The organism is Paraburkholderia aspalathi, assembly GCF_905220735.1.
GTDB classification, from domain to species: domain Bacteria; phylum Pseudomonadota; class Gammaproteobacteria; order Burkholderiales; family Burkholderiaceae; genus Paraburkholderia; species Paraburkholderia aspalathi.
Genome location: NZ_CAJNBA010000002.1, coordinates 1,176,264 through 1,195,167 on the forward strand (window position 1 = coordinate 1,176,264; position 18,904 = coordinate 1,195,167).

Here is an 18,904-nt window from a genome sequence, read left to right on the forward strand (position 1 = left end):
AACCGGAGGAGACGTCGTTGGATATCGAAGCACGCACCATAACCCGCGTGACGGTTCGGCTCGTACCGTTCCTGATCGTCTGCTATTTCATTGCCTATCTCGACCGGGTCAACGTCGGTTTTGCTGCACTGCAGATGAACAAGGCGCTCGGCCTGTCTGCCAGCGCGTTCGGCTTCGGCGCCGGCATTTTCTTCATCGCGTATTTTTTCTTCGAAGTCCCGTCCAATCTTCTGCTCGAGAAATTCGGTGCGCGACGCTGGATCGCCCGGATCATGTTCACGTGGGGGATCCTTGCCGGCGCGATGGCCTATATCCCGGACATCGCACGCTTCACCGGCCTCTCGCCCGCGCACGTGTTTTATGGCTTGCGCATTCTGCTGGGCGTGGCCGAAGCGGGCTTCTTCCCCGGCATCATCTTTCTGCTGACGCTATGGTTTCCCGCCGCCTATCGCGCCCGCGTGGTCGGCTATTTCATGGCGGCGATTCCTTTGTCCACGGTAATCGGCGGCCCGATTTCCGGCGCCCTGCTCTCGATGGATGGACGCGGTGGACTAGCCGGCTGGCAGTGGGTCTATCTGATCGAGGCGCTGCCCGCGCTGGTGCTCTCGTTCTGCGTGCTGTTCTATTTGACCGACAAACCGGCGGACGCCACCTGGCTTGCCAATGACGAACGTGACTGGCTGGTCGCCCGTCAGGCTCAGGAACGCGAGCATCGTGAGGCCGTGCGCACGTTCAGCGTGAAGGAAGCGCTGTTCAATCCGCGCGTGCTCGCCGTCGCGCTGATCTATTTCGGTGCGAACGCAACCAACTACGGCCTCAGTTTCTTTCTGCCGCAGATCGTCAAGTCCTTCGGTCTCACCAATCTGCAGACCGGTTTCGTGACGTCCTTGCCTTACATCGTCGGCGTGGTCAGCATGATCTATTGGGGACGCCATTCGGACCGCAAGCTCGAACGCAAATGGCACGTGGCGATTGCGTTGCTGGTCGCGGCCGGCGGCATTGCGGCGGCGGCCGGGCTCGACAATCCGGTGCAGAAGATGATCGCGCTTTCGATTGCCGGCTTCGGCATCTTCGGCTGCCTGCCGGTGATCTGGACCTTGCCGGCCGCGTTCCTCTCGGGCGCGGCGGCGGCGGGCGGTATCGCCGCGGTCAATTCTCTCGGCAATCTGGCGGGATTTTTCGGCCCTTACGCGATGGGCTGGATCAAGGACAGCACCGGCGGCTTCGGCGCCGGTCTGCTGTGTCTGTCGGGCGCGGGACTCGTCGGGGTAGCTGCCGTGCTTCTGCTGCATCATGACACCTCGCTCGAGGCATCGTGCAGTCTTCCGGACTCCGGCGCGGCAGGCAGGGAGAAAGTTGCCAGGCCGTCCTAGCTGCGTCTGCGAAGCGCCGATTTGGCTACGCGGCCCGGCTTGGTCGAACCTCAGGGCGATGCGCTTCCCGGCGCGCTCGCCGGCACGTTCGGGAATGAGTTTGCCGCGCCGCCGCCTGCGTCAGGTGGCAGGACGTCGTCCGGCGTGGGCGTCGGCGCCAAAGCCGGCTCACCGTTGCCATGCACCTCACCGTCGACCGCCCGGTTGGCAGGCGCAACCGCCGACGCCGGTGCTTGAAGGAGCGGCGGCTGTGGCGGCAGCGTGCGCGGTTCGACATCAGCGGCGGCGGTGGACGCGGTGGATGCCGCGGCTGCCGATGCAGCGGACGTCGGTGCAGTCGCAACAGCAGGCGCATGGCGCGTCGTATTGCGCGTCACAACCGGCGCCTCAGTCTTCGCGGGCGACGCTGCAAACAGATGCTGGAACCACTCGCGCAGTCTGCCTGAGCGTTCCGCAAACCAGCCCGGCTCCTCGTCGGTCGCGAACTTGACGCGGCTGTCCACCAGCTTCGAGCGTTGCGCGCGCTGGAAGAAGTCGCCGACGATCGGCAACGCGCTGTGCGCCCCCTGGCCCCAATAGTCGCTGCGCAAGGTCACCCGGCTGTCGTTGAAGCCGACCCACGCCCCGGCCACAAGCTGCGGCTGAATCAGGATGAACCAGCCGTCCGCGTTGCCCTGCGTGGTACCCGTCTTACCCGCGACATCGCCACGCACGCCGAAGCGGCTGCGAATGCTCGAACCCGTGCCGCGGCTCACCACATCGCGCATCACATCGACGAGCGTGCGGGCGGCGCCGGCCGGCAACTCCTGTTTCGGCGATGCCGGCTCGAACTCGGCGAGCACTTCGCCGTTACGGTCTTCGATGCGCGTGACCATCACCGGCTCCACGTAACCGCCGAGGTTGGCGATCGTGCCGTAGGCTGAGACCATCTCTTTCAGTGTCACCGGGCTCGTGCCGAGCGCGAGCGACGGCACCGGGTCGAGTTCGCTGTCGCGCACGCCCATGGCGCGCGCCAGCTTCGCGACTTTGTTCGGACCGACCGTTTCCATCAACTGGGCGGTGATCCGGTTGCGGGAATAAGCGAGACCGTCGCGCAGGCTAATCGCCCGGTCGCTCGGCTCGTCCTCGTCGCTCGGACGCCATACTTCGCCGCCGGCCAGCGGAATCTCAACGGGCTTGTCGATAAATGTATCGCTGGGTTTAGCGCCGTCTTCGAAGGCCGCAGCGTAGACAAATGGCTTGAAGGTCGAACCCGGCTGGCGCCGCGCCTGCTGGACGTGGTCGAACGGGTCCTGGCTGAAGTCGCGGCTGCCGACCCACGCCTTGATCTGGCCGTTGCGCGGGTCCATGGCGAGGAAGTCCGCCTGCACGCGGGTCTTGGACTCGCACACGCTCTTCACCAGGTCGCGGTCGGAGGAGACGCGCTTCATCGCGTCGTCATCCGTCAGGCCGGCGTCTTTTGCGGCGCGATAGTCGGGCGTTTCGCGCAGGAAAGTCTGCAGCAGGTCGCGGCCGTTCGCACAACCCGCACGCGTGCCCCACGCCGAATTCGCGATGCCCTGCAACTGGTTGCCCTGCAAGGTCACGGCTTGAGTGGCCATGGTCTGCAGGCGTGAATCGATGGTGGTACGCACCACCAGGCCATCGGAATAGATGTTGTAGTCGTTGCGATCGGCCCATGCCGCGAGCCACTTGCGCAGTTGCTGCGCGAAGTGCGGCGCGGGCCCGGGCGGCTCGGTTTGCCGCTCGAAATCGATGCGCAAGGAACGGCGCGAAAGCGTTGCGTAGGCCGCGGGCGTGAGCTTGCCGTACTTGACCATTTGCGCCAGCACCGTGTTGCGCCGTTGCAAGGCGCGCTCCGGGTTGATTACCGGGTTGTAGTAGCTATTACCCTTGAGCATGCCGGTAAGCGTCGCGCTTTCCAGCACATTCAGGTCGCCGGCCGATTTGTCGAAATAGGTTCGCGCCGCCATCTCGATGCCGTACGCGTTGTAGAGGAACGGCACCGTATTGAGGTAGGTCTCGAGGATCTCGTCCTTGGTGTAGAGCGCCTCGATCTTGAAGGCCGTAATGGCCTCCTTGATCTTGCGGGTCAGCGTGGGGGCGCGACCGATCTCGTCGGGATACAGGTTGCGGGCGAGTTGCTGGGTGATGGTCGAGCCACCCTGCCGGTCACCGGAAAACGTGTGCAGAGCGGCGGACGCCGTGCGGCGCCAATCGAGCCCGAAATGCTGGTAGAAGCGGTGGTCTTCCGTGGCGATCAGCGCATTCACCACATTCGGCGAGATGTCCTTGAGCTTCACCCACTCGCGGTTCGAGGGCTTGAATTCGGCCAGCAGTTTGCCGTCCGCCGAGAGAATCTGCGCCGGCTGCTCGATTTTCGCCTTGCGGATGTCGCCGATGCTGGGCGTGAACGGAATCAGGATCAGCACATACAGAACCAGCAGCACCGGGCTCGCGGCACAGGCCCATGCCACGCCGCGCAGCGTGGGATGGCGCAGATGCCAGAGGCCCCGCACGATGGGCTGGTTCGCCCGGGTTAGCCCTCTTTCAAGGGTCTGTAGGAATGAGGTGATCAGGCGCTTCACACTTGCTACCGTCTGCTGGGAAAGGCTGAATCCTACCAAGATGCGGGGCGATGGCCGATTTTTGGGCTGCAAATGGACAAACCCAGGCGCCGCGCACAGGCAGAAACCCAAGCCCACTATAATGTCGGCAATTCTGACAAGAGGTGCTTCATGATCATCAAACCGCGCGTGCGTGGCTTCATCTGTGTATCGACCCATCCGGTTGGCTGCGAAGCCAACGTCAAAGAACAGATCGAATACGTCAAGGCACGCGGCCCCATCGCCAATGGCCCGAAAAAAGTGCTCGTGATCGGCGCCTCCACGGGCTACGGCCTCGCCGCCCGCATCAGCGCCGCATTCGGCTCGGACGCGGCCACGCTCGGCGTGTTCTTCGAGCGCGCCGGCAGTGAAACCAAAGCCGGCACCGCAGGCTGGTACAACACCGCCGCCTTCGAGAAATTCGCCACGGAAAAGGGCCTGTACGCGACCAGCATCAACGGCGACGCTTTCTCCGACGAAGTCAAGCAACGCACCATCGAAGTCATCAAGCGCGATCTCGGCCAGGTCGACCTGGTCGTCTACAGTCTCGCCGCGCCCAAGCGCACGCATCCGAAAACCGGCGAAGTGTTCACCTCGACCCTGAAGCCGGTCGGCAAGGCCGTCAACCTGCGCGGCATCGACACCGACAAGGAAGTCATCAAGGAAACCGTCCTCGAACCCGCTACTCAAGCCGAAATCGACAATACGGTCGCGGTGATGGGCGGCGAAGACTGGCAGATGTGGATCGACGCCCTCCTCGAGGCCAACGTGCTCGCCGACGGCGCGAAGACGACCGCGTTCACCTACCTCGGCGAAAAGATCACGCACGATATCTACTGGAACGGCTCGATCGGCGCGGCCAAGAAAGATCTCGATGAGAAGGTGCTCGGCATCCGCGAGAAACTCGCGGCCAAGGGCGGCGATGCGCGCGTTTCGGTTCTCAAGGCGGTCGTGACGCAGGCGAGCTCCGCGATCCCGATGATGCCGCTGTACCTGTCGCTGCTCTTCAAGGTGATGAAGGCGAAAGGCACGCACGAAGGCTGCATCGAGCAGGTCTACGGTCTCTACAAGGACAGCATGTACGGCGCGACGCCGCACATCGACGAAGAAGGCCGTCTGCGCGCGGACTACAAGGAGCTCGATCCCGAAGTGCAAGCGCGCGTCCAGGAACTCTGGACCCAGGTGACCAACGACAATATTTACGAGCTCACCGACTTCAGCGGCTACAAGACCGACTTCCTGCGTCTGTTCGGATTCGAGATCGCCGGCGTGGACTATGAAGCCGACGTCAATCCGGATGTGCAGATTCCGGGGCTCGTGCAGATGTGATGTTCGTTTGCGGGGTCTTTACGGCCCCGCAAGCAGTGCGTTTTCTGTATGAGCAGTAGACGCGTTCAAGATGGCGTCGTGGCTGAGCTCATCCGGCGTATCAGCAGGGAAACGCCCCCTGAAGCGTGCGCAGAATGGCGAGCCCGATCGGGAAGTCGTCCGAGATGCTTGGATGGTTGGTGAAAAACTGATCGAGTAACGGGTAGACGTTCTGATTGCCGATAGCAAGGTTTTGCGGCGGGCAGAACAGCGGCGGACGCTTCTTCGACACCAGGTCCCCGTTCGCCCACCCCAGCGCATTGATTGTGCCGGTGATGTACGCCGCGTAGACCGAGTTGTTGTCGGTATGAGCCCAGAGCTTGTATTGCGCGGCCGTCATCTCGGCGCTTGCGTTGAGAGTAAAACAGGCCGTCAGCAAAGCCAGTGCAAATTTCGATACCCGCATCATTAAACCTTCAATCTGTGTCGCAAAAGCGGCCATTGTAGGCGACTCGGATCGTGGCGCGCAGAAGCACTCGACACTTAGGTTTTTGTAAGTACTGCGCAGGCTTTTTTGTAAGCGTCGCGTGCGAATTGACCCCGTGATGCCAGGGCCGCCGCCATTACCTGAGAACGAACTGCTCACGGTGTGCCGTTGCGGCAGTACTCCAGATAGCCAGGACGCGTGGCAAGACGCTCCATATAAGCCGTCAGCGCAGGAAAATCGGCATGCTGCAATGGCGTCTCAAGCCAACGGTTGATCGAAAGCGCGATCGGAATGTCCGCAAGCGAAAACGCCGAACCAGCGATGAAGCCGCCGGTCGTTCCCAGTTGCCTGTCGACGATTGCAATATGCCGCGCCCAGTTCGCACACGACAGGTCGATCTGCTGACGATCCTGGTGAGCCGGCGAGTGCCGGACCAGCGCAAGAAACGCGTAGCTCCACGCCCGGTTCAGCTCGCTCGCCTGCCAGTCGATCCATTGATCGCACCTGGCGCGCTCGCAAGGATCGCTCGGATACAGAAACTCGCCGTCATAGCGGCCGGCCAGGTAACGGATGATCGAGTTGGATTCCCACAGCACAAACTCACCGTCCTTGATCACCGGAACCATGGCATTAGGATTCAAAGCGACAAATTCGGGCACATCAGTCGCCTTGAATCCGGAACCCCAGTCCTCCCGTTCAAACGGCAGGCCGAGTTCGGCGCACGTCCACAATACTTTGCGGACGTTGATGGATGAAGCTTTGCCTAGTATCTGAAGCATAGGATCGGGGCCGCTCGTTCAGTCGCTATGGATAAATTCACCGGGAATCCGGCTCGAATCGATAGCGTATCGATAGCGCGATAAAGCGAACATAGACACTTCGCACATTGCGCACTGGGCCAGCTTGCGTCACGACAGAGGGTCGTTCAAACCGACTCAAAACCCGTCAGCACATTCACCGCGTTGACCCCGATCGCCGCGACCGCGTAACCGCCTTCCATCACGAACAGCGTCGGTTTCCCCAATCGTCCGATCGCCTCGCCAATGCGCAGATAGTCAGCGCTGCGCAGCTTGAACCGCGAAATCGGGTCTTCCTCGAAAGTATCGACACCGAGCGACACCACCAGCGCATCAGGCGCGTAATCAGCAACACGCGCACAAGCCGCGTCGAGCGCCACCGCATAGTCCGCCCATGCCGTACCCGGTTGCAGCGGGAAGTTCGCGTTGTAGCCGAGACCCGCACCCGCGCCGGTTTCGTCCGCGTGCCCGAGAAAGAACGGATACTCGGTGCGCGGATCGCCATGCAGCGACGCGAACAATACGTCCGAACGATGATAGAAAATGCTCTGCGTGCCGTTACCGTGGTGATAGTCGACATCGAGAACCGCCACGCGTTTCGCGCCCGCGTCGAGGAATGACTGTGCCGCCACCGCCGCGTTGTTGATGTAGCAGTAACCGCCCATATAGTCCGCTGCGGCATGATGCCCAGGCGGTCGGCACAACGAGAACGCACCGCGTGCCCCTTCCCTCACATGGCGCGCGCCGGTCAGCGCGACATTCACTGCATCGCTCACTGCCGCCCACGTGCCCGCGGTAATCGGCACACCTGCATCCATCGAGTAATAACCGAGCTTACCGTCGATATCTTCCGGCACGCGGTCCTGGCGCAAGCCACGTACCGGCCAGATGAGCGGCAGCGCGTCGTGCTTGCGGCCGAGCGCACTCCATTGGTCCCATGCGCTGGCAAGAAACGCAACGAAGCCCTTGTCGTGAATACGGTGCACGGGATCGAGTCCGAACGATGCGGGCGCAATCACGTCGCCGAGCTTCGTTTCTCGCACCCGCTCCAGGATGAAATCCGCACGGCTCGGCATCTCGAAGCAAGGCTTCATTTCGCCGTCGATCAATTCGGCATGGCCATGGTGCAGCCGGTGCCGATCGCTATACACAGTCAACATGCAATGTCTCCTCAGGATGCTTGTTGCTCGACTCCGTCGCTTAATACGTCGCTTGATGCGCTGAGGCCAGCCACGTTCGTGGATACGACACTCAAACTCCCCCTTCCTGGGTACGGTGCTCGCCATCGCTTGTCGCGAGGATGCCGTAGCAGGCCGGACGCCGGTCGCGAAACACGCCCCACGCATGACGAGCCGCGGCGACCACATCCAGATCGAAACGATGCAGCAGGATCGCGGGCTCGTCGCGCCCAGCTTTCTGCGCCTGCTCGCCGTACTGATCGGCGATAAACGACGAGCCGTAATAGCGCTGCGGAAAGTCTCGGCCCTGCTCGCGGCCGGTGCGGTTCGCGGCGATTAGCGGCACGAGGTTCGCGCCAGCGTGGCCCTGCATCACACGTTGCCAGTGTGCGCTGCTGTCGAGCGCGGCGTCTTGCGGTTCGCTGCCGATCGCAGTCGGACAGAACAGCAATTCAGCGCCGAGAAGCGCCATTGCGCGGGCCGTTTCCGGAAACCACTGGTCCCAGCAGATGCCGACGCCGAGCGTGCCGTAACGCGTCGGCCAGACGCGAAAGCCCGTGTCGCCGGGCGTGAAGTAGTACTTCTCGCTGTAGCCTGGACCATCGGGGATATGGGTTTTGCGGTAGCGGCCGAGCACGCTGCCATCGGCATCGATCATCGCCACTGTGTTGTAGAAGACATTGCTGGCCCGCTCGAAGAAGCTGATCGGCAGCACCACGTTCAACTCAGCCGCGACGCGGCTAAAGCGCGTGATGGCGGGATGGCCATCGAACGGCAGCGCGTGGCGGAAGTGCTTTGAATCCTGTTCGGTGCAGAAGTACGGCAGCTCGAAAAGCTCGGGCAGCAGGATCACCTGCGCGCCCTGCGCCGCCGCTTCGCGCACCAGGCGCTCGGCTTGCGCGAGATTTGCTTCGCGATCCCATCCCGGTACGGCCAACTGGATTGCCGCCACGCTGACTGCTCGCATCTCGTGTCTCCTCTGTTTTCGTCTGGGAAAATTCTGCCCGAGGAACGCGGCTGGGCGATAACGGGGAAACGGTCATCGAGGGGATAAATGTGGCCAATCTGGCCGGGCCGACGTGACATTGGAACTGGATTCGACGAAAGAACGTAGTCGCGCCGCTGACACCGTGCGCTCAAAAGGACTCAGGGCAGAAAACCGCAAGCTACGCGCAGCGATAGTCGCTCGGACAACGGCCGGTCCAGCGGCGAAACGCGTGCCGGAATCCGGCCGTTTCGCTATAGCCGAGCCGCTCGGCGATATCCGACATCGACAGCCGCGTACGCACCAGGTAGTCGAGCGCGAGATCGTGGCGCACGCGGTCGAGCAGCGCCTGGAAGGCCGAGCCGCTGCCCGCAAGACGCCGTCTGAGCGTGCGCTCCGACACGCACAGCGCATCGGCGAGCGAGCGCAGCGAACCATAGCGGCGTGGGTCGGAATACAGCAGGCGCAGGCTGCGCGCGGTGACGTCGTTGCCCGCCGCGGTGGCCCATTCGCGCTCGAGTTGCGCGCATTGCTGACGCGACATCAGATAGCTCACCGGCTCGGCGAGGGGCAACGGTTCGTCGAGCCAGCTGGCCGGAAAAATCAGCGCGTTTTCGGCAGCGTCGAAGGTGGCGCGTTGGCCGATCCGCTCTTCGTAGGCGTCCGCGTGAGCCGGTGCGCCGAACGTCACCTCGAGCGCGGATGGCGCGCGCCGCGCTGACAGCACGTCGCAGACCACCGCCCACATCGACGCGAGACACATGTCCGTATTGATCACGGCGAGATCCGGCCGGTAGCGGTAATCGGCCGCGACGATGGCCGCGACATCTGCGTTGCGGCGCAGCGATACCTTGAAGTAGCTTCCAAGCAGTAGGGGAAAGTCCTGGGCGCACTGCAGCGCGTCGCCAAGCGTGGGACTCACCAGCATCGCGTAACCGAGGATGCCGTAGCTCGAGATATGCATGGCGCGGCCGATATCGAGGCCGATGCGCGTATCGCCGCGAGCCTGCAACGCGTTGGCGAACACGATCAGTTCCTGCGCGTGCGTGACGAGCCCGGACGGCTGACGCAAATCGCCCTCGCTAACGCCGCTTCCCGCCAGCAACACCTCAGCGCCAATCCCCTGCCGCTCCAGCAAGGAGACGGCGGCGGCAATCGTATGCAAGGTCGCAACGCATTGGGCCGGCGACGGGCGTGGCGAGCACGGTGCATCGGTCATGGGTGATTCTCAGGTTCCCTCGATCAACCGATGATATTTGATCAAATTTCCCAAAAGGGAAAATCCGTGCGATGATTTGATCAAATCCCATGATGCAAAATACCCAGCTTTTCCGAACAGGCTCGTTCGCGCAAGGTTTGCAGCCGCGCTTCGCGCCGTCTTCATCAACCGACTGGAGTCAACCTTGCAAAGCGACCTACGCGACGACCTGCGTGAATTCCTGGAACATCACCGCATCCATGAAGTGGAGTGCGTGATACCGGACATGACAGGCGTCGCGCGCGGCAAGATCGTGCCGAAGAACCTGTTTCTCTCGGAAGGCAAGATGCACATGTCGAACGCGCTGCTGATGATCACCGTCAACGGCGAGTTCGCGGATTTCGAGCGCTTTGTCGGGCCGAGCGATCCCGACATGGTCTGCATCCCCGATCCCAACACGGTGCGGCTCGTACCGTGGGCGATCGAACAGGTCGCGGTCGTGATCCACGATTGTGTCGGACTCGACGGCAAACCGATCGGCATTTCACCGCGCGCGGTGTTGCGGCGTGTGCTGAAGCTCTATGAGGAAAGAGGCTGGCGCCCGGTGGTCGCGCCGGAGATGGAGTTCTACCTGATCGCGCAGAACAAGAATCCGCATGAACCGCTGCGCCCGCCGCTCGGTCGCGCAGGGCGCAGCGAAGCCGGCCGCCAGTCGTTCTCGATCGACGCCGTCAACGAATTCGATCCGTTCTTCCAGGACCTGTCGCGCTTCTGCGAGACCACGCATCTCGGCGTCGAGACGCTCGTGCATGAAGTCGGCGCGGGGCAAATGGAGATCAATTTTTCGCACGGCGACGCGCTCGATCTCGCCGACCGCGTGTTCCTGTTCAAGCGCGCGGTGCGTGAAACTGCCTTCCGTCACGGCATTTTCGCGACTTTCATGGCCAAGCCGATGGAACATGAACCCGGCAGCGCGATGCATATTCATCAGAGCATCGTCGACAGTCAAACCGGCGAGAACATCTTTTCGCTTCCCGATGGAACAGCGAGCCCGCTGTTTTTCAACTACATCGGCGGCTTGCAGAAGTACATGCCGCAAGCCATGCCGATGTTCGCGCCTTACGTGAACTCCTACCGGCGTCTGTCGCGCTTCACCGCCGCGCCGATCAACGTGCGCTGGGGTTACGACAACCGCACCTGCGGCATCCGCGTGCCGAACTCCGGACCGGACGGCCGGCGGCTCGAAAACCGCGTGCCGGGCGTCGACGTCAATCCGTATCTGGCAATGGCGGCCACCCTCGCCTGCGGCTATCTCGGCATGGTGGAGCAGCAGGAAGCGTCGGCGCCGATGATCGAAAGCGCCTACGACCTTGAATACGAATTGCCGCGCGGCCTCGAAGATGCGCTCAAGGCGCTCCTGAAGTGCACCGAACTCGCGGACGTGCTCGGCGACAAGTTCGTGCAGGCCTATTGCGCGGTGAAGGAAAAGGAGTTCGAGACCTTCTCGCAAGGCATTACCGCGTGGGAGCGCGAGCATCTGCAACTGCTCGTGTGAGTGCGGGCGGCTTATGGAAACGTCATCGGAGAAGCTGGATTTGAATACTCGCCAAGGTATCAACTGGGAGCGCGCACAGGCGCTCGTCGAACGCGAACGCCGCGCGTTTGCCGACGCCATGCCGACATCGCGCGCGCTGTCCGAACGCGCCGCGCGCCACCTGTTGTTCGGCGTGCCGCTGCACTGGATGAACGACTGGTCGACGCCCTTCTCGCTCTATGTCGAAGAAGCACGCGGCGCCGCGTTTACCGACGTGGACGGTCATCATTACGCGGACTTCTGCCTCGGCGACACCGGCGCGATGTTCGGCCACTCGCCGGCGCCCGTGGCCCGCGCGTTGGCAGCCCAGGCCGAGCGCGGTTTGACGACCATGCTGCCGGGCGAGGATGCCGCGTGGGTCGGAGAAGAACTCGCGCGCCGTTTCGGCCTACCCTACTGGCAGTTCGCGATGACCGCGAGCGACGCCAACCGCTTTGCGTTGCGCTGGGCGCGCGCGGCGACCGGGCGCAAACAGATCCTGATCTTCAACGGCTGCTATCACGGCACCGTGGACGACGTGTTCGTCGATCTCGTCGACGGCCAGCCACAACAGCGCGACAGCCTGATCGGGCAGGTGCACGACCTGCTCGGCACCACGCACGTGATCGAATTCAACGACCTCGCCGCGCTGGAAAACGCTCTGAAAGACGGCGAAGTGGCCTGCGTGCTGGCTGAACCCGCGATGACCAACATCGGCATGGTGCTGCCCGAGCCTGACTACTGGCGGCAAGCGCAAGCGCTCATACGCCGCTACGGCACGCTGCTCGCGATCGACGAAACCCACACCATCAGTTGCGGACCCGGCGGTTATACGAGAGCGTACGGCCTCGAACCCGATCTGTTCATCCTCGGCAAACCGGTGGGCGGCGGCTTTCCGTGCGCGGTGTATGGGTTCAGCGCGGAGCTTGCAGCCCGCGCGCAGCACGCCAAGCGCAGCGCACCGCCCGGCCACTCCGGTATCGGCACCACTCTGACGGCGAACATGCTAGCAATGAGCGCGATCCGCGCGACGCTCGCCGAGGTCATGACCGACGCCGCCTACGATCACATGTTCGCGCTCGCCGAGCGAATCGAGACCGGTCTGAAGGATGCGATCGCACGCCACGGCCTCGCGTGGTGCGTGACACGCGTCGGCGCCCGCACCGAATTCCAGTTCACGCCGACGCTGCCGCGCAACGGTGACGAAGCCGGCCGCCAGCTTGACCCGGAACTGGAGCACATCGTGCACCTGTACCTGCTCAATCGCGGCGTGCTGATCACGCCGTTTCACAACATGATCCTGGTATGCCCCGACACGTCGGCGGCCGACGTCGACAGACTGGTTTCCACATTCGACGCCTGCCTTGCGGAACTGATCTGTCGAGCTTTATGAAAACTTCGCGCCATCACACGCTGCAGGACCAGACCTACGAAACGCTACGGCAGTGGCTGACGATCGGGCGCTTCGTGCCGGGCGAGCGCATCAAGATCCGTCACGTCGCCGCCGAACTCGGCGTGGGCGAAATGCCGGTGCGCTCCGCCTTACAGCGCCTCGCCGCCGAATCGGCGCTGGTGAACGTGCCCAATTGCGGCGTGACGGTGCCACGTCTGTCGAAAGAACAATTCGACGACGTGCTGCGCGTGCGCCTGATTCTCGAAGGCCAGGCCGCCGAACTGGGCGTGCCGCATCTCAGCGAGCACGATCTGGAAACGCTGGAAAAACTGAATGAGCAGATGGTGCAGGCCTTGCGGATCGCCGACGCCAAGGGCTATCTCGACGCCAACGAGGCGTTTCACCTGATTCTGTACCGCGCGGCCGGCTCGCCGCTTTTGCTCGAATTGATCGAAACGGTGTGGCTACAGGTTGGGCCGATTTCGAATCTGTTGTTTGGCGACGCGCAGTTCGCCGCCACGCTCAACGACGCCCACGACGATTTGCTGACCGCCGCGAAGGCGCGCGACGCGGCCGGCGTGCGACGCGCGATCGAGGACGATCTGAGTCATGCGGCGAGTTGTTTGCGGGCGCAGTGTTTGTAACGGTTGGCGCAGGAATCACGCTTTCAACGTCGCCTGTTCCAGAATCATGTCGTAAAGCGCCTGCGCCGCCGGCGACAACTGAGCGGTCTTACGCGCCACGAGAACAAGCGTGCGCGAAACCACCGGATGCGTGAGCTCAACCGTGCGAACCGTCGGATACGCGCCCTTCTGAATGGCGAGCGCCGGCACGACGGCCGCCCCCACACCCTGAGCGACCAGCCCCACGGCAGTCGAACTGCGCTGCACTTCGTAAAACGAGCGCAGCGCCAGTTCGCTCTTTTCCAGCGCGACATCGAGCAATGCGCGATTGCCGCTGACCTCGCCGGCAAAAATCAGCGGATACGGTTGCAATTGCTGCCAGGCGATGCGCCGCCGTTTCGCCAGCGGATGATCTTCATGGCAGATCAGCACGTAGCGGTCTTCCGTCAACGGCACGCTGGCAAGATCGGGATGATGCTCGCCGGCGATATTGATGCCGAACTCCACCTCCCGGCGCAGCACCGCCTCCTCCACCGCAGACGACGCGTGATCGAGAATCTTGATGCGGTTATGCGGATAACGAGCGGCATACGCCTGCAGAATGCGCGGCAGATACTGCACGCCCACGGTCGGCACGCAGGCGATCGACACATCGCCGCGACGGGCCACGCCCGTCTCACGAATTTCCACCAGCGCATCGGCAAGCTCGCCCAACAAGCGGCGCGCTTGCGGCAGAAAACTGCGCCCTATTTCCGTCAGTGCCATGGAACGCGTGGTCCGCTCGATCAGCGTGACGCCGAGATACGTTTCGAGCTTACGTAGACGCTGCGTAATGGCCGTTTGCGTGACGTGCAGCGAATCGGCGGCGCCTTGAAAGCTGCCGCGATCCGCGATCGCGACGAACGCCTGTACGCCGAGCGTGTCGATTTTCATTAGAAAAATGAAGGAATTGGAATGATAAATTCATTTTACTCCGCCTTCGCCGCCGCACAGAATGAGCGCATTGGATCGATTTGACATCACACCCTGTGGGTGGATGTCAGCGAAAACGGTCCGGAAATCGGTGCAATTGGGCGCAATCGGGACAAAGGAGCGAGAGATGACTTCATCGACGAACTGGCAGGCAAAACAGTACGTGTTATTCGAAAACGAGCGCACGCGTCCGGTCAGGGATCTGCTGGCTGCGGTGCCGGCAACGGATGTGCGAGTGGCGGTGGACATCGGCTGCGGGCCTGGCAATTCCACCGAAGCGCTGGCGGCCCGCCTGCCCGGCGCGAAGGTCAGCGGCATGGACAGTTCCGCCGACATGATCGCGGCGGCCGTCAAGCGCCTCCCGCAATTCCAGTTCGAGGTGAGCGACATCGAAACGTGGGATGCGCCAGGCCCTTACGACCTGATCCTCGCCAACGCCGTGCTGCAGTGGGTGCCGAATCACGAGCAACTGTTTCCATCGCTGGTAAAAAAACTTGCGCCGGGCGGCAACCTGGCCGTGCAGATGCCGGACAACCTCGACGAACCCGCGCACCGTCTGCTGCGCGAAATCGCGGCGGACGGCCTCTGGGCGAACAAGCTGAGGGGGGTGGAACGCACCATGCGCTATGGCGCCGACTGGTACTACGCGTTACTCAAACCACTGTGCGCGCGGGTCGACGTGTGGCGCACCGTCTACCATCACCCGCTCGCGGGCGGCGCGGACGCGGTGGTCGAGTGGTTCAAGGGCAGCGCGCTGAGGCCGTTCCTCGCCGAACTCGACGACAGCGAACAAGGCGTCTTCCTCGCGCGCTACCGTGATGCGATCGCGCGAGCTTATCCGGCCCAGGCTGACGGCACCGTGCTGCTGCCCTTCCCACGGCTGTTTATCGTCGCTACGCGCTAGCGGAGTCAGGCCGCCTGCGGGTTACCCCGTGGTGTTTGTGGTGCCGGAGTCGCCAGGGTCAGTCAGGCATTGCCGCTCGTGAATTCTGCGTGATATTGTGTAACGTAAGCGGAGGGCGGCTTGCCGCCCTAATCGGAACGCAAATTTCAGCAGCGAGCGTCGCCATGAGTGATGTACGCCATCATCTGAGTCCACGGGACCGTTTGGAGCTGTTGTGCTGGCTCACCTGCGGCTGCCTGGGCGCTTATTACCTGAATGAGGACTGGCCTGACGCGGCGTTTCACGTGCAGGCCGCTCATAAGTGGCTCGACTACCGGTCCCGGGAAGCAGACTGGTTGAGTATCGCCAGGTTGTCGGCAACCGCACTGGAGATTGCGCAGCGGCACGCGAAATTTGTCGAGGCCGACTGGGCGCGGGATGCGGTCGAAGAAATTCTCGATACAGACGAACTCGACCCGCAGGCGCGACTGGTGAAGCAGGTGCTGGCGGATTGCCAGAACGCGCTTTCGGACAAGCGCCTCGCCGATTAATTTTTTCCCGCGCGGCATGTTGCGTGAGTCGGGATGCGGCGTTGGCTCCGTTGATCGGTTTGCCAGCGCCGCGTTGGCAGATTAAAAATTGTGCCGCAAGCCCACGATCACGGAGAGTTGCTTGTCCGTGTCCGAATTGACGATATTCGGAATCTGCGCCAGATTTTCCGTCTGCCCCGTCGACGGATTGATCCCCAGCCCTCCGCCGGAAGATTTCTGCCCGATCGCTACCGCATAAACCGCCGTCCGCTTCGACAGGCTATACACCGCGCCAAGGTTGATCTGGTGCACGCGGGTCGAAGCGCTGCTGCTCGGTTTGGCGTCGTTGAAAATATAGGCCAGACCAAGCTGCAAATCCGGCGCGACCATATAGGTCGTGTTCAACTCGGCAATGTCGAAAGAAATATCTTTCCCCGCGGGCGTTGCCGCACTCGCGAAATACTGGCTCTGTGATAGGCGCGTATGCGTATAGGTGAGCGCCACGCCCGCCTTGCCGAACGCGTACGAACCCCCTGCTCCGAAAATCCTCACCTTGCTCGCCTGTTGCAGCAAACAATACGACGCGTCGGCGCTCGCGCAACTGAAGTCGCCGATATACCCGGTAGTGCCGCCCAAGGCTGCCTGCAACGGCTGGTTCAACTCGAGATATCCCGCGCTCAACGACAACGGCCCCTGCGCGTAATTCGCCGCCAATGCCCAGCCCTTGTTCTGCGAGAAATTCCCCGCCACGCCACCCAGGCTGAACAAGCCGCCCACCGTCAAACCACCGAAGCTCGGGCTGATGTATTTGATCGAGTTGTTGAAGTTGAACGCTTCGTTGAGGTTGTCGACGTCGCCGAAATGCGAGCCGTACAGCGTCGCCCAGTTATTGCTCGATGCGTACGCCCCCATGTAGTCGGAGAACGGATCGTATTGACGGCCGAACGTCAGCGCGCCGTACGTACCGTTGTTCAAACCGACCCATGCGTTGCGGTTGAACAGCGTATTCGATTGCAGCATCGCACCGTTGCCGATCAGAAAGCTGTTCTCCAACGTGAAGTTCACCGTGGTGCCGCCACCGATATCTTCAGCGCCCGTCAAACCCCAACGCGACGGCACCAGATTGCCGCCCGCCAGCTGATAATTCGCGCGGCCGTTGGTGCTGCCGTCGGCGAGCGTCGTCTGCTGGTTGGTGGTGTACACGACGCCGGCGTCGACCGTGCCATAAAGCGTCACCGAAGATTGCGCATGTGCGCCCATCGCGAGGCCGCACGCGGCCAGCGCAAGCGCCGAGCGCTTGACGAATGTGTCTGCCATATTTTTTTAGCCGGAAGTTGAGTGGTGAAATCAGCAAGAACAAACTGGACGCCTCAAACGAACGACACCATTCCGCCGCCGTTCAGGAATGAACGGCAACAGTCGATCGTTAGAACGTGGCGAGCTAGCGCGCGCTGGGTGTCTTGCGGGCTGTTCGATTACTGCCCGAAGCGCGCGTAGATATCCGGTCGCTTCTTGCGCAAGATGAGACCGATCACGACGCCGGAGAGCGCCACCGCGAATACGATCCAGGGGAAGGACTTGACGATCGGGCTATCGGAGCCGCTGAGCGCGTCGAGATTGCGCACCAGAATCACGCCGATATACAGCAGGCCGATGCCACCGACGAGAGGCGCGACGAACGAGTGCCATACGCGCGTGTCCTTGCGCGTCTTGCGGAAGAACGCGATGACGGAGAAACTCGTCACCGCTTGCAACATCACAATACCAATCGTGCCGAGCGCCGAACTCCAGCTGAACACGATGTTGAACGCATCGCTGCCTGCCGCGATGAAGAGCCCGAGCAGAACGCACACGGAGAGCGTTTGCAGATAGCTCGCCACATACGGCGAACGGTACTTTTCGTGCACGCGGTTGAGCGCTTGCGGCAGGATGCCCTCCAGGCTCAGCGCGTGGATATACCGCACCAGTGTGTTATGAAACGACAACAGGCTCGCGAAGATACTGCTGAGCAACAGGAAGCTCATCACCGTCGTCACCGCACCACCCAGGTACTTGCCGGATTGAATGAACCAGAAGTCGCCCGGCTGCTTCGTCGCAACCGCGACCACGTCGTTGAGTCCATACGCGCAAACAATCGTCCACGTGACGAAAGCGAAGAACACGAGAATCAGCATCACCGACACGTACGTCGCGCGTGGCACAGTCACTTTCGGGTCCCGGCATTCCTTGCCGTAAATCGCCGTCGCTTCGAAACCGATAAACGACGCAAAGGCAAACATCACCGCAATGCCCAGGTGGCCGCTGAACACATGCTCCGGCGTGAACGGCGCGAGCGTGAGGCCGTTCGGGCCACCACCATGCACGACAATCGCAATCGCAAGCAGCAACAGGATGCCCAGTTCCAGACACATCAGCACGCCGAGCAGCCGGCTATTCAGATCGATACCGCGGATGCCGGTGAATTGCACCACCGCCACGCAGATCAGCGAATAGCCGTACCAGGGCATCGCCGTGTGCAGAAGTGGAGAAAGAATCACCGTGCAGAAAAATCCAAACAGCCCGTATAGCGCGATCTGGATGAAGGTGTACGACATCAGCGCGACGAGTGCGCCGGCCATGCCCAATGGCCGTCCAAGTCCGGCGGTGATGTACGCGTAAAACGCACCGGCGCGCACCACATGCCGGCTCATCGACGCGAAGCCCACGCTAAAGATCAGCAGCACGGCGCCGGCAATCACGAACGCGCCCGGAATGCCGGCGCCATTGCCCAGACTGATCGCGGGCGGCACCGCGCCGAGCATGCCGGTAAGCGGCGCGGCCGCGGAAATCACTAGAAACACGATCTGCCACAGGCCCAGCGTATTGCCCTTCAGTTCCACGGGATTCTCCGCGTCGACCAGACGGGTCGGAGAGTAGGGTTCATTCATCGCTGCCTCTATTTTGTTGGCTAGTCTGGAACTCGCCTAAACCCTGGAAATACTGGTCCAGACGCTCGCTT

Annotated in this window: 16 protein-coding genes; 7 read left to right on the plus strand and 9 right to left on the minus strand. The window is 62.3% G+C overall.

Annotated elements, in window-relative coordinates; translation table 11 throughout:
- Window positions 1-17 precede the first annotated feature (17 nt).
- Window positions 18-1,373 carry an MFS transporter gene (locus KHO30_RS16115; protein WP_093633699.1) on the plus strand — a complete coding sequence of 452 codons (1,356 nt, stop codon included), beginning with the start codon at window positions 18-20 and terminating at the stop codon, window positions 1,371-1,373.
- 50 nt (window positions 1,374-1,423) lie between these two features.
- Here the strand turns inward: KHO30_RS16115 and KHO30_RS16120 are convergent, their stop codons facing one another.
- A complete protein-coding gene (locus tag KHO30_RS16120) occupies window positions 1,424-3,961 on the minus strand; it encodes a penicillin-binding protein 1A (protein WP_211701577.1) in 2,538 nt (845 codons plus the stop codon).
- A gap of 150 nt (window positions 3,962-4,111) precedes the next feature.
- On the opposite strand from KHO30_RS16120, the gene fabV reads away from it, so the two are divergent.
- The gene (gene fabV, locus KHO30_RS16125) at window positions 4,112-5,308 is read left to right on the plus strand and encodes an enoyl-ACP reductase FabV (protein ID WP_211701578.1); all 1,197 of its coding nucleotides are present in this window, start codon (window positions 4,112-4,114) and stop codon (window positions 5,306-5,308) included.
- Between the two features lie 100 nt (window positions 5,309-5,408).
- On the opposite strand, the gene KHO30_RS16130 is transcribed toward fabV, so the two are convergent.
- The 5 genes from KHO30_RS16130 to KHO30_RS16150 all read right to left on the minus strand — a co-directional run bounded on the left by KHO30_RS16130 (window position 5,409) and on the right by KHO30_RS16150 (window position 9,953).
- The gene (locus KHO30_RS16130) at window positions 5,409-5,789 is read right to left on the minus strand and encodes a hypothetical protein (protein WP_234486684.1); all 381 of its coding nucleotides are present in this window, start codon (window positions 5,787-5,789) and stop codon (window positions 5,409-5,411) included.
- Window positions 5,790-5,929: 140 nt separating this feature from the next.
- Window positions 5,930-6,553, minus strand: a complete 624-nt coding sequence (locus tag KHO30_RS16135) for a glutathione S-transferase family protein (RefSeq protein ID WP_093633702.1) — start codon at window positions 6,551-6,553, stop codon at window positions 5,930-5,932.
- Window positions 6,554-6,699: 146 nt separating this feature from the next.
- Window positions 6,700-7,731 carry a histone deacetylase family protein gene (locus KHO30_RS16140; RefSeq protein ID WP_211701579.1) on the minus strand — a complete coding sequence of 344 codons (1,032 nt, stop codon included), beginning with the start codon at window positions 7,729-7,731 and terminating at the stop codon, window positions 6,700-6,702.
- Between the two features lie 91 nt (window positions 7,732-7,822).
- The gene (gene aguB / locus KHO30_RS16145; protein ID WP_211701580.1) at window positions 7,823-8,716 is read right to left on the minus strand and encodes an N-carbamoylputrescine amidase; all 894 of its coding nucleotides are present in this window, start codon (window positions 8,714-8,716) and stop codon (window positions 7,823-7,825) included.
- A 199-nt stretch (window positions 8,717-8,915) separates the two neighbouring features.
- Window positions 8,916-9,953 carry an AraC family transcriptional regulator gene (locus KHO30_RS16150; RefSeq protein WP_200650995.1) on the minus strand — a complete coding sequence of 346 codons (1,038 nt, stop codon included), beginning with the start codon at window positions 9,951-9,953 and terminating at the stop codon, window positions 8,916-8,918.
- A 184-nt stretch (window positions 9,954-10,137) separates the two neighbouring features.
- Here KHO30_RS16150 and KHO30_RS16155 point away from each other — a divergent pair, with 184 nt between their 5' ends.
- From KHO30_RS16155 to KHO30_RS16165, 3 genes are read left to right on the plus strand one after another with little or no spacing between them, the layout of a single operon-like run.
- Window positions 10,138-11,487, plus strand: coding sequence for a glutamine synthetase family protein (locus tag KHO30_RS16155; protein WP_211701581.1), 1,350 nt, complete (start codon window positions 10,138-10,140; stop codon window positions 11,485-11,487).
- Window positions 11,488-11,500: 13 nt separating this feature from the next.
- Window positions 11,501-12,898 carry an aspartate aminotransferase family protein gene (locus KHO30_RS16160; RefSeq protein WP_425312904.1) on the plus strand — a complete coding sequence of 466 codons (1,398 nt, stop codon included), beginning with the start codon at window positions 11,501-11,503 and terminating at the stop codon, window positions 12,896-12,898.
- Window positions 12,895-13,542 (plus strand): GntR family transcriptional regulator, encoded by a 648-nt coding sequence (locus tag KHO30_RS16165; protein WP_093633707.1) that lies wholly within the window; start codon window positions 12,895-12,897, stop codon window positions 13,540-13,542. Before KHO30_RS16160 ends, KHO30_RS16165 begins: the two co-directional genes overlap by 4 nt.
- Window positions 13,543-13,557: 15 nt before the next feature.
- Here the strand turns inward: KHO30_RS16165 and KHO30_RS16170 are convergent, their stop codons facing one another.
- On the minus strand, window positions 13,558-14,454 hold the full coding sequence (locus KHO30_RS16170; RefSeq protein WP_211701583.1) for a LysR family transcriptional regulator: 897 nt from the start codon (window positions 14,452-14,454) through the stop codon (window positions 13,558-13,560).
- A 166-nt stretch (window positions 14,455-14,620) separates the two neighbouring features.
- Here KHO30_RS16170 and tam point away from each other — a divergent pair, with 166 nt between their 5' ends.
- Together tam and KHO30_RS16180 are read left to right on the plus strand one after the other, a co-directional pair.
- Window positions 14,621-15,397, plus strand: coding sequence for a trans-aconitate 2-methyltransferase (gene tam / locus KHO30_RS16175; protein WP_211701584.1), 777 nt, complete (start codon window positions 14,621-14,623; stop codon window positions 15,395-15,397).
- A gap of 164 nt (window positions 15,398-15,561) precedes the next feature.
- The gene (locus tag KHO30_RS16180; RefSeq protein WP_054037539.1) at window positions 15,562-15,927 is read left to right on the plus strand and encodes a hypothetical protein; all 366 of its coding nucleotides are present in this window, start codon (window positions 15,562-15,564) and stop codon (window positions 15,925-15,927) included.
- Window positions 15,928-16,008: 81 nt separating this feature from the next.
- Here KHO30_RS16180 and KHO30_RS16185 read toward each other — a convergent pair whose 3' ends face one another.
- Together KHO30_RS16185 and KHO30_RS16190 are read right to left on the minus strand one after the other, a co-directional pair.
- On the minus strand, window positions 16,009-17,223 hold the full coding sequence (locus KHO30_RS16185; RefSeq protein WP_211701585.1) for a porin: 1,215 nt from the start codon (window positions 17,221-17,223) through the stop codon (window positions 16,009-16,011).
- A gap of 158 nt (window positions 17,224-17,381) precedes the next feature.
- On the minus strand, window positions 17,382-18,833 hold the full coding sequence (locus KHO30_RS16190; RefSeq protein ID WP_211701586.1) for an APC family permease: 1,452 nt from the start codon (window positions 18,831-18,833) through the stop codon (window positions 17,382-17,384).
- Window positions 18,834-18,904: the final 71 nt, after the last annotated feature.

Coding starts and splice junctions, on each gene's coding strand:
- fabV (WP_211701578.1), top strand. CDS start 4,112: ATGATCATCAAACCGCGCGTGCGTGGCTTCATCTGTGTATCGACCCAT.
- KHO30_RS16130 (WP_234486684.1), bottom strand. CDS start 5,789: ATGGCCGCTTTTGCGACACAGATTGAAGGTTTAATGATGCGGGTATCG.
- KHO30_RS16135 (WP_093633702.1), bottom strand. CDS start 6,553: ATGCTTCAGATACTAGGCAAAGCTTCATCCATCAACGTCCGCAAAGTA.
- KHO30_RS16140 (WP_211701579.1), bottom strand. CDS start 7,731: ATGTTGACTGTGTATAGCGATCGGCACCGGCTGCACCATGGCCATGCC.
- aguB (WP_211701580.1), bottom strand. CDS start 8,716: ATGCGAGCAGTCAGCGTGGCGGCAATCCAGTTGGCCGTACCGGGATGG.
- KHO30_RS16150 (WP_200650995.1), bottom strand. CDS start 9,953: ATGACCGATGCACCGTGCTCGCCACGCCCGTCGCCGGCCCAATGCGTT.
- KHO30_RS16160 (WP_425312904.1), top strand. CDS start 11,501: ATGGAAACGTCATCGGAGAAGCTGGATTTGAATACTCGCCAAGGTATC.
- KHO30_RS16165 (WP_093633707.1), top strand. CDS start 12,895: ATGAAAACTTCGCGCCATCACACGCTGCAGGACCAGACCTACGAAACG.
- KHO30_RS16170 (WP_211701583.1), bottom strand. CDS start 14,454: ATGAAAATCGACACGCTCGGCGTACAGGCGTTCGTCGCGATCGCGGAT.
- tam (WP_211701584.1), top strand. CDS start 14,621: ATGACTTCATCGACGAACTGGCAGGCAAAACAGTACGTGTTATTCGAA.
- KHO30_RS16180 (WP_054037539.1), top strand. CDS start 15,562: ATGAGTGATGTACGCCATCATCTGAGTCCACGGGACCGTTTGGAGCTG.
- KHO30_RS16185 (WP_211701585.1), bottom strand. CDS start 17,223: ATGGCAGACACATTCGTCAAGCGCTCGGCGCTTGCGCTGGCCGCGTGC.
- KHO30_RS16190 (WP_211701586.1), bottom strand. CDS start 18,833: ATGAATGAACCCTACTCTCCGACCCGTCTGGTCGACGCGGAGAATCCC.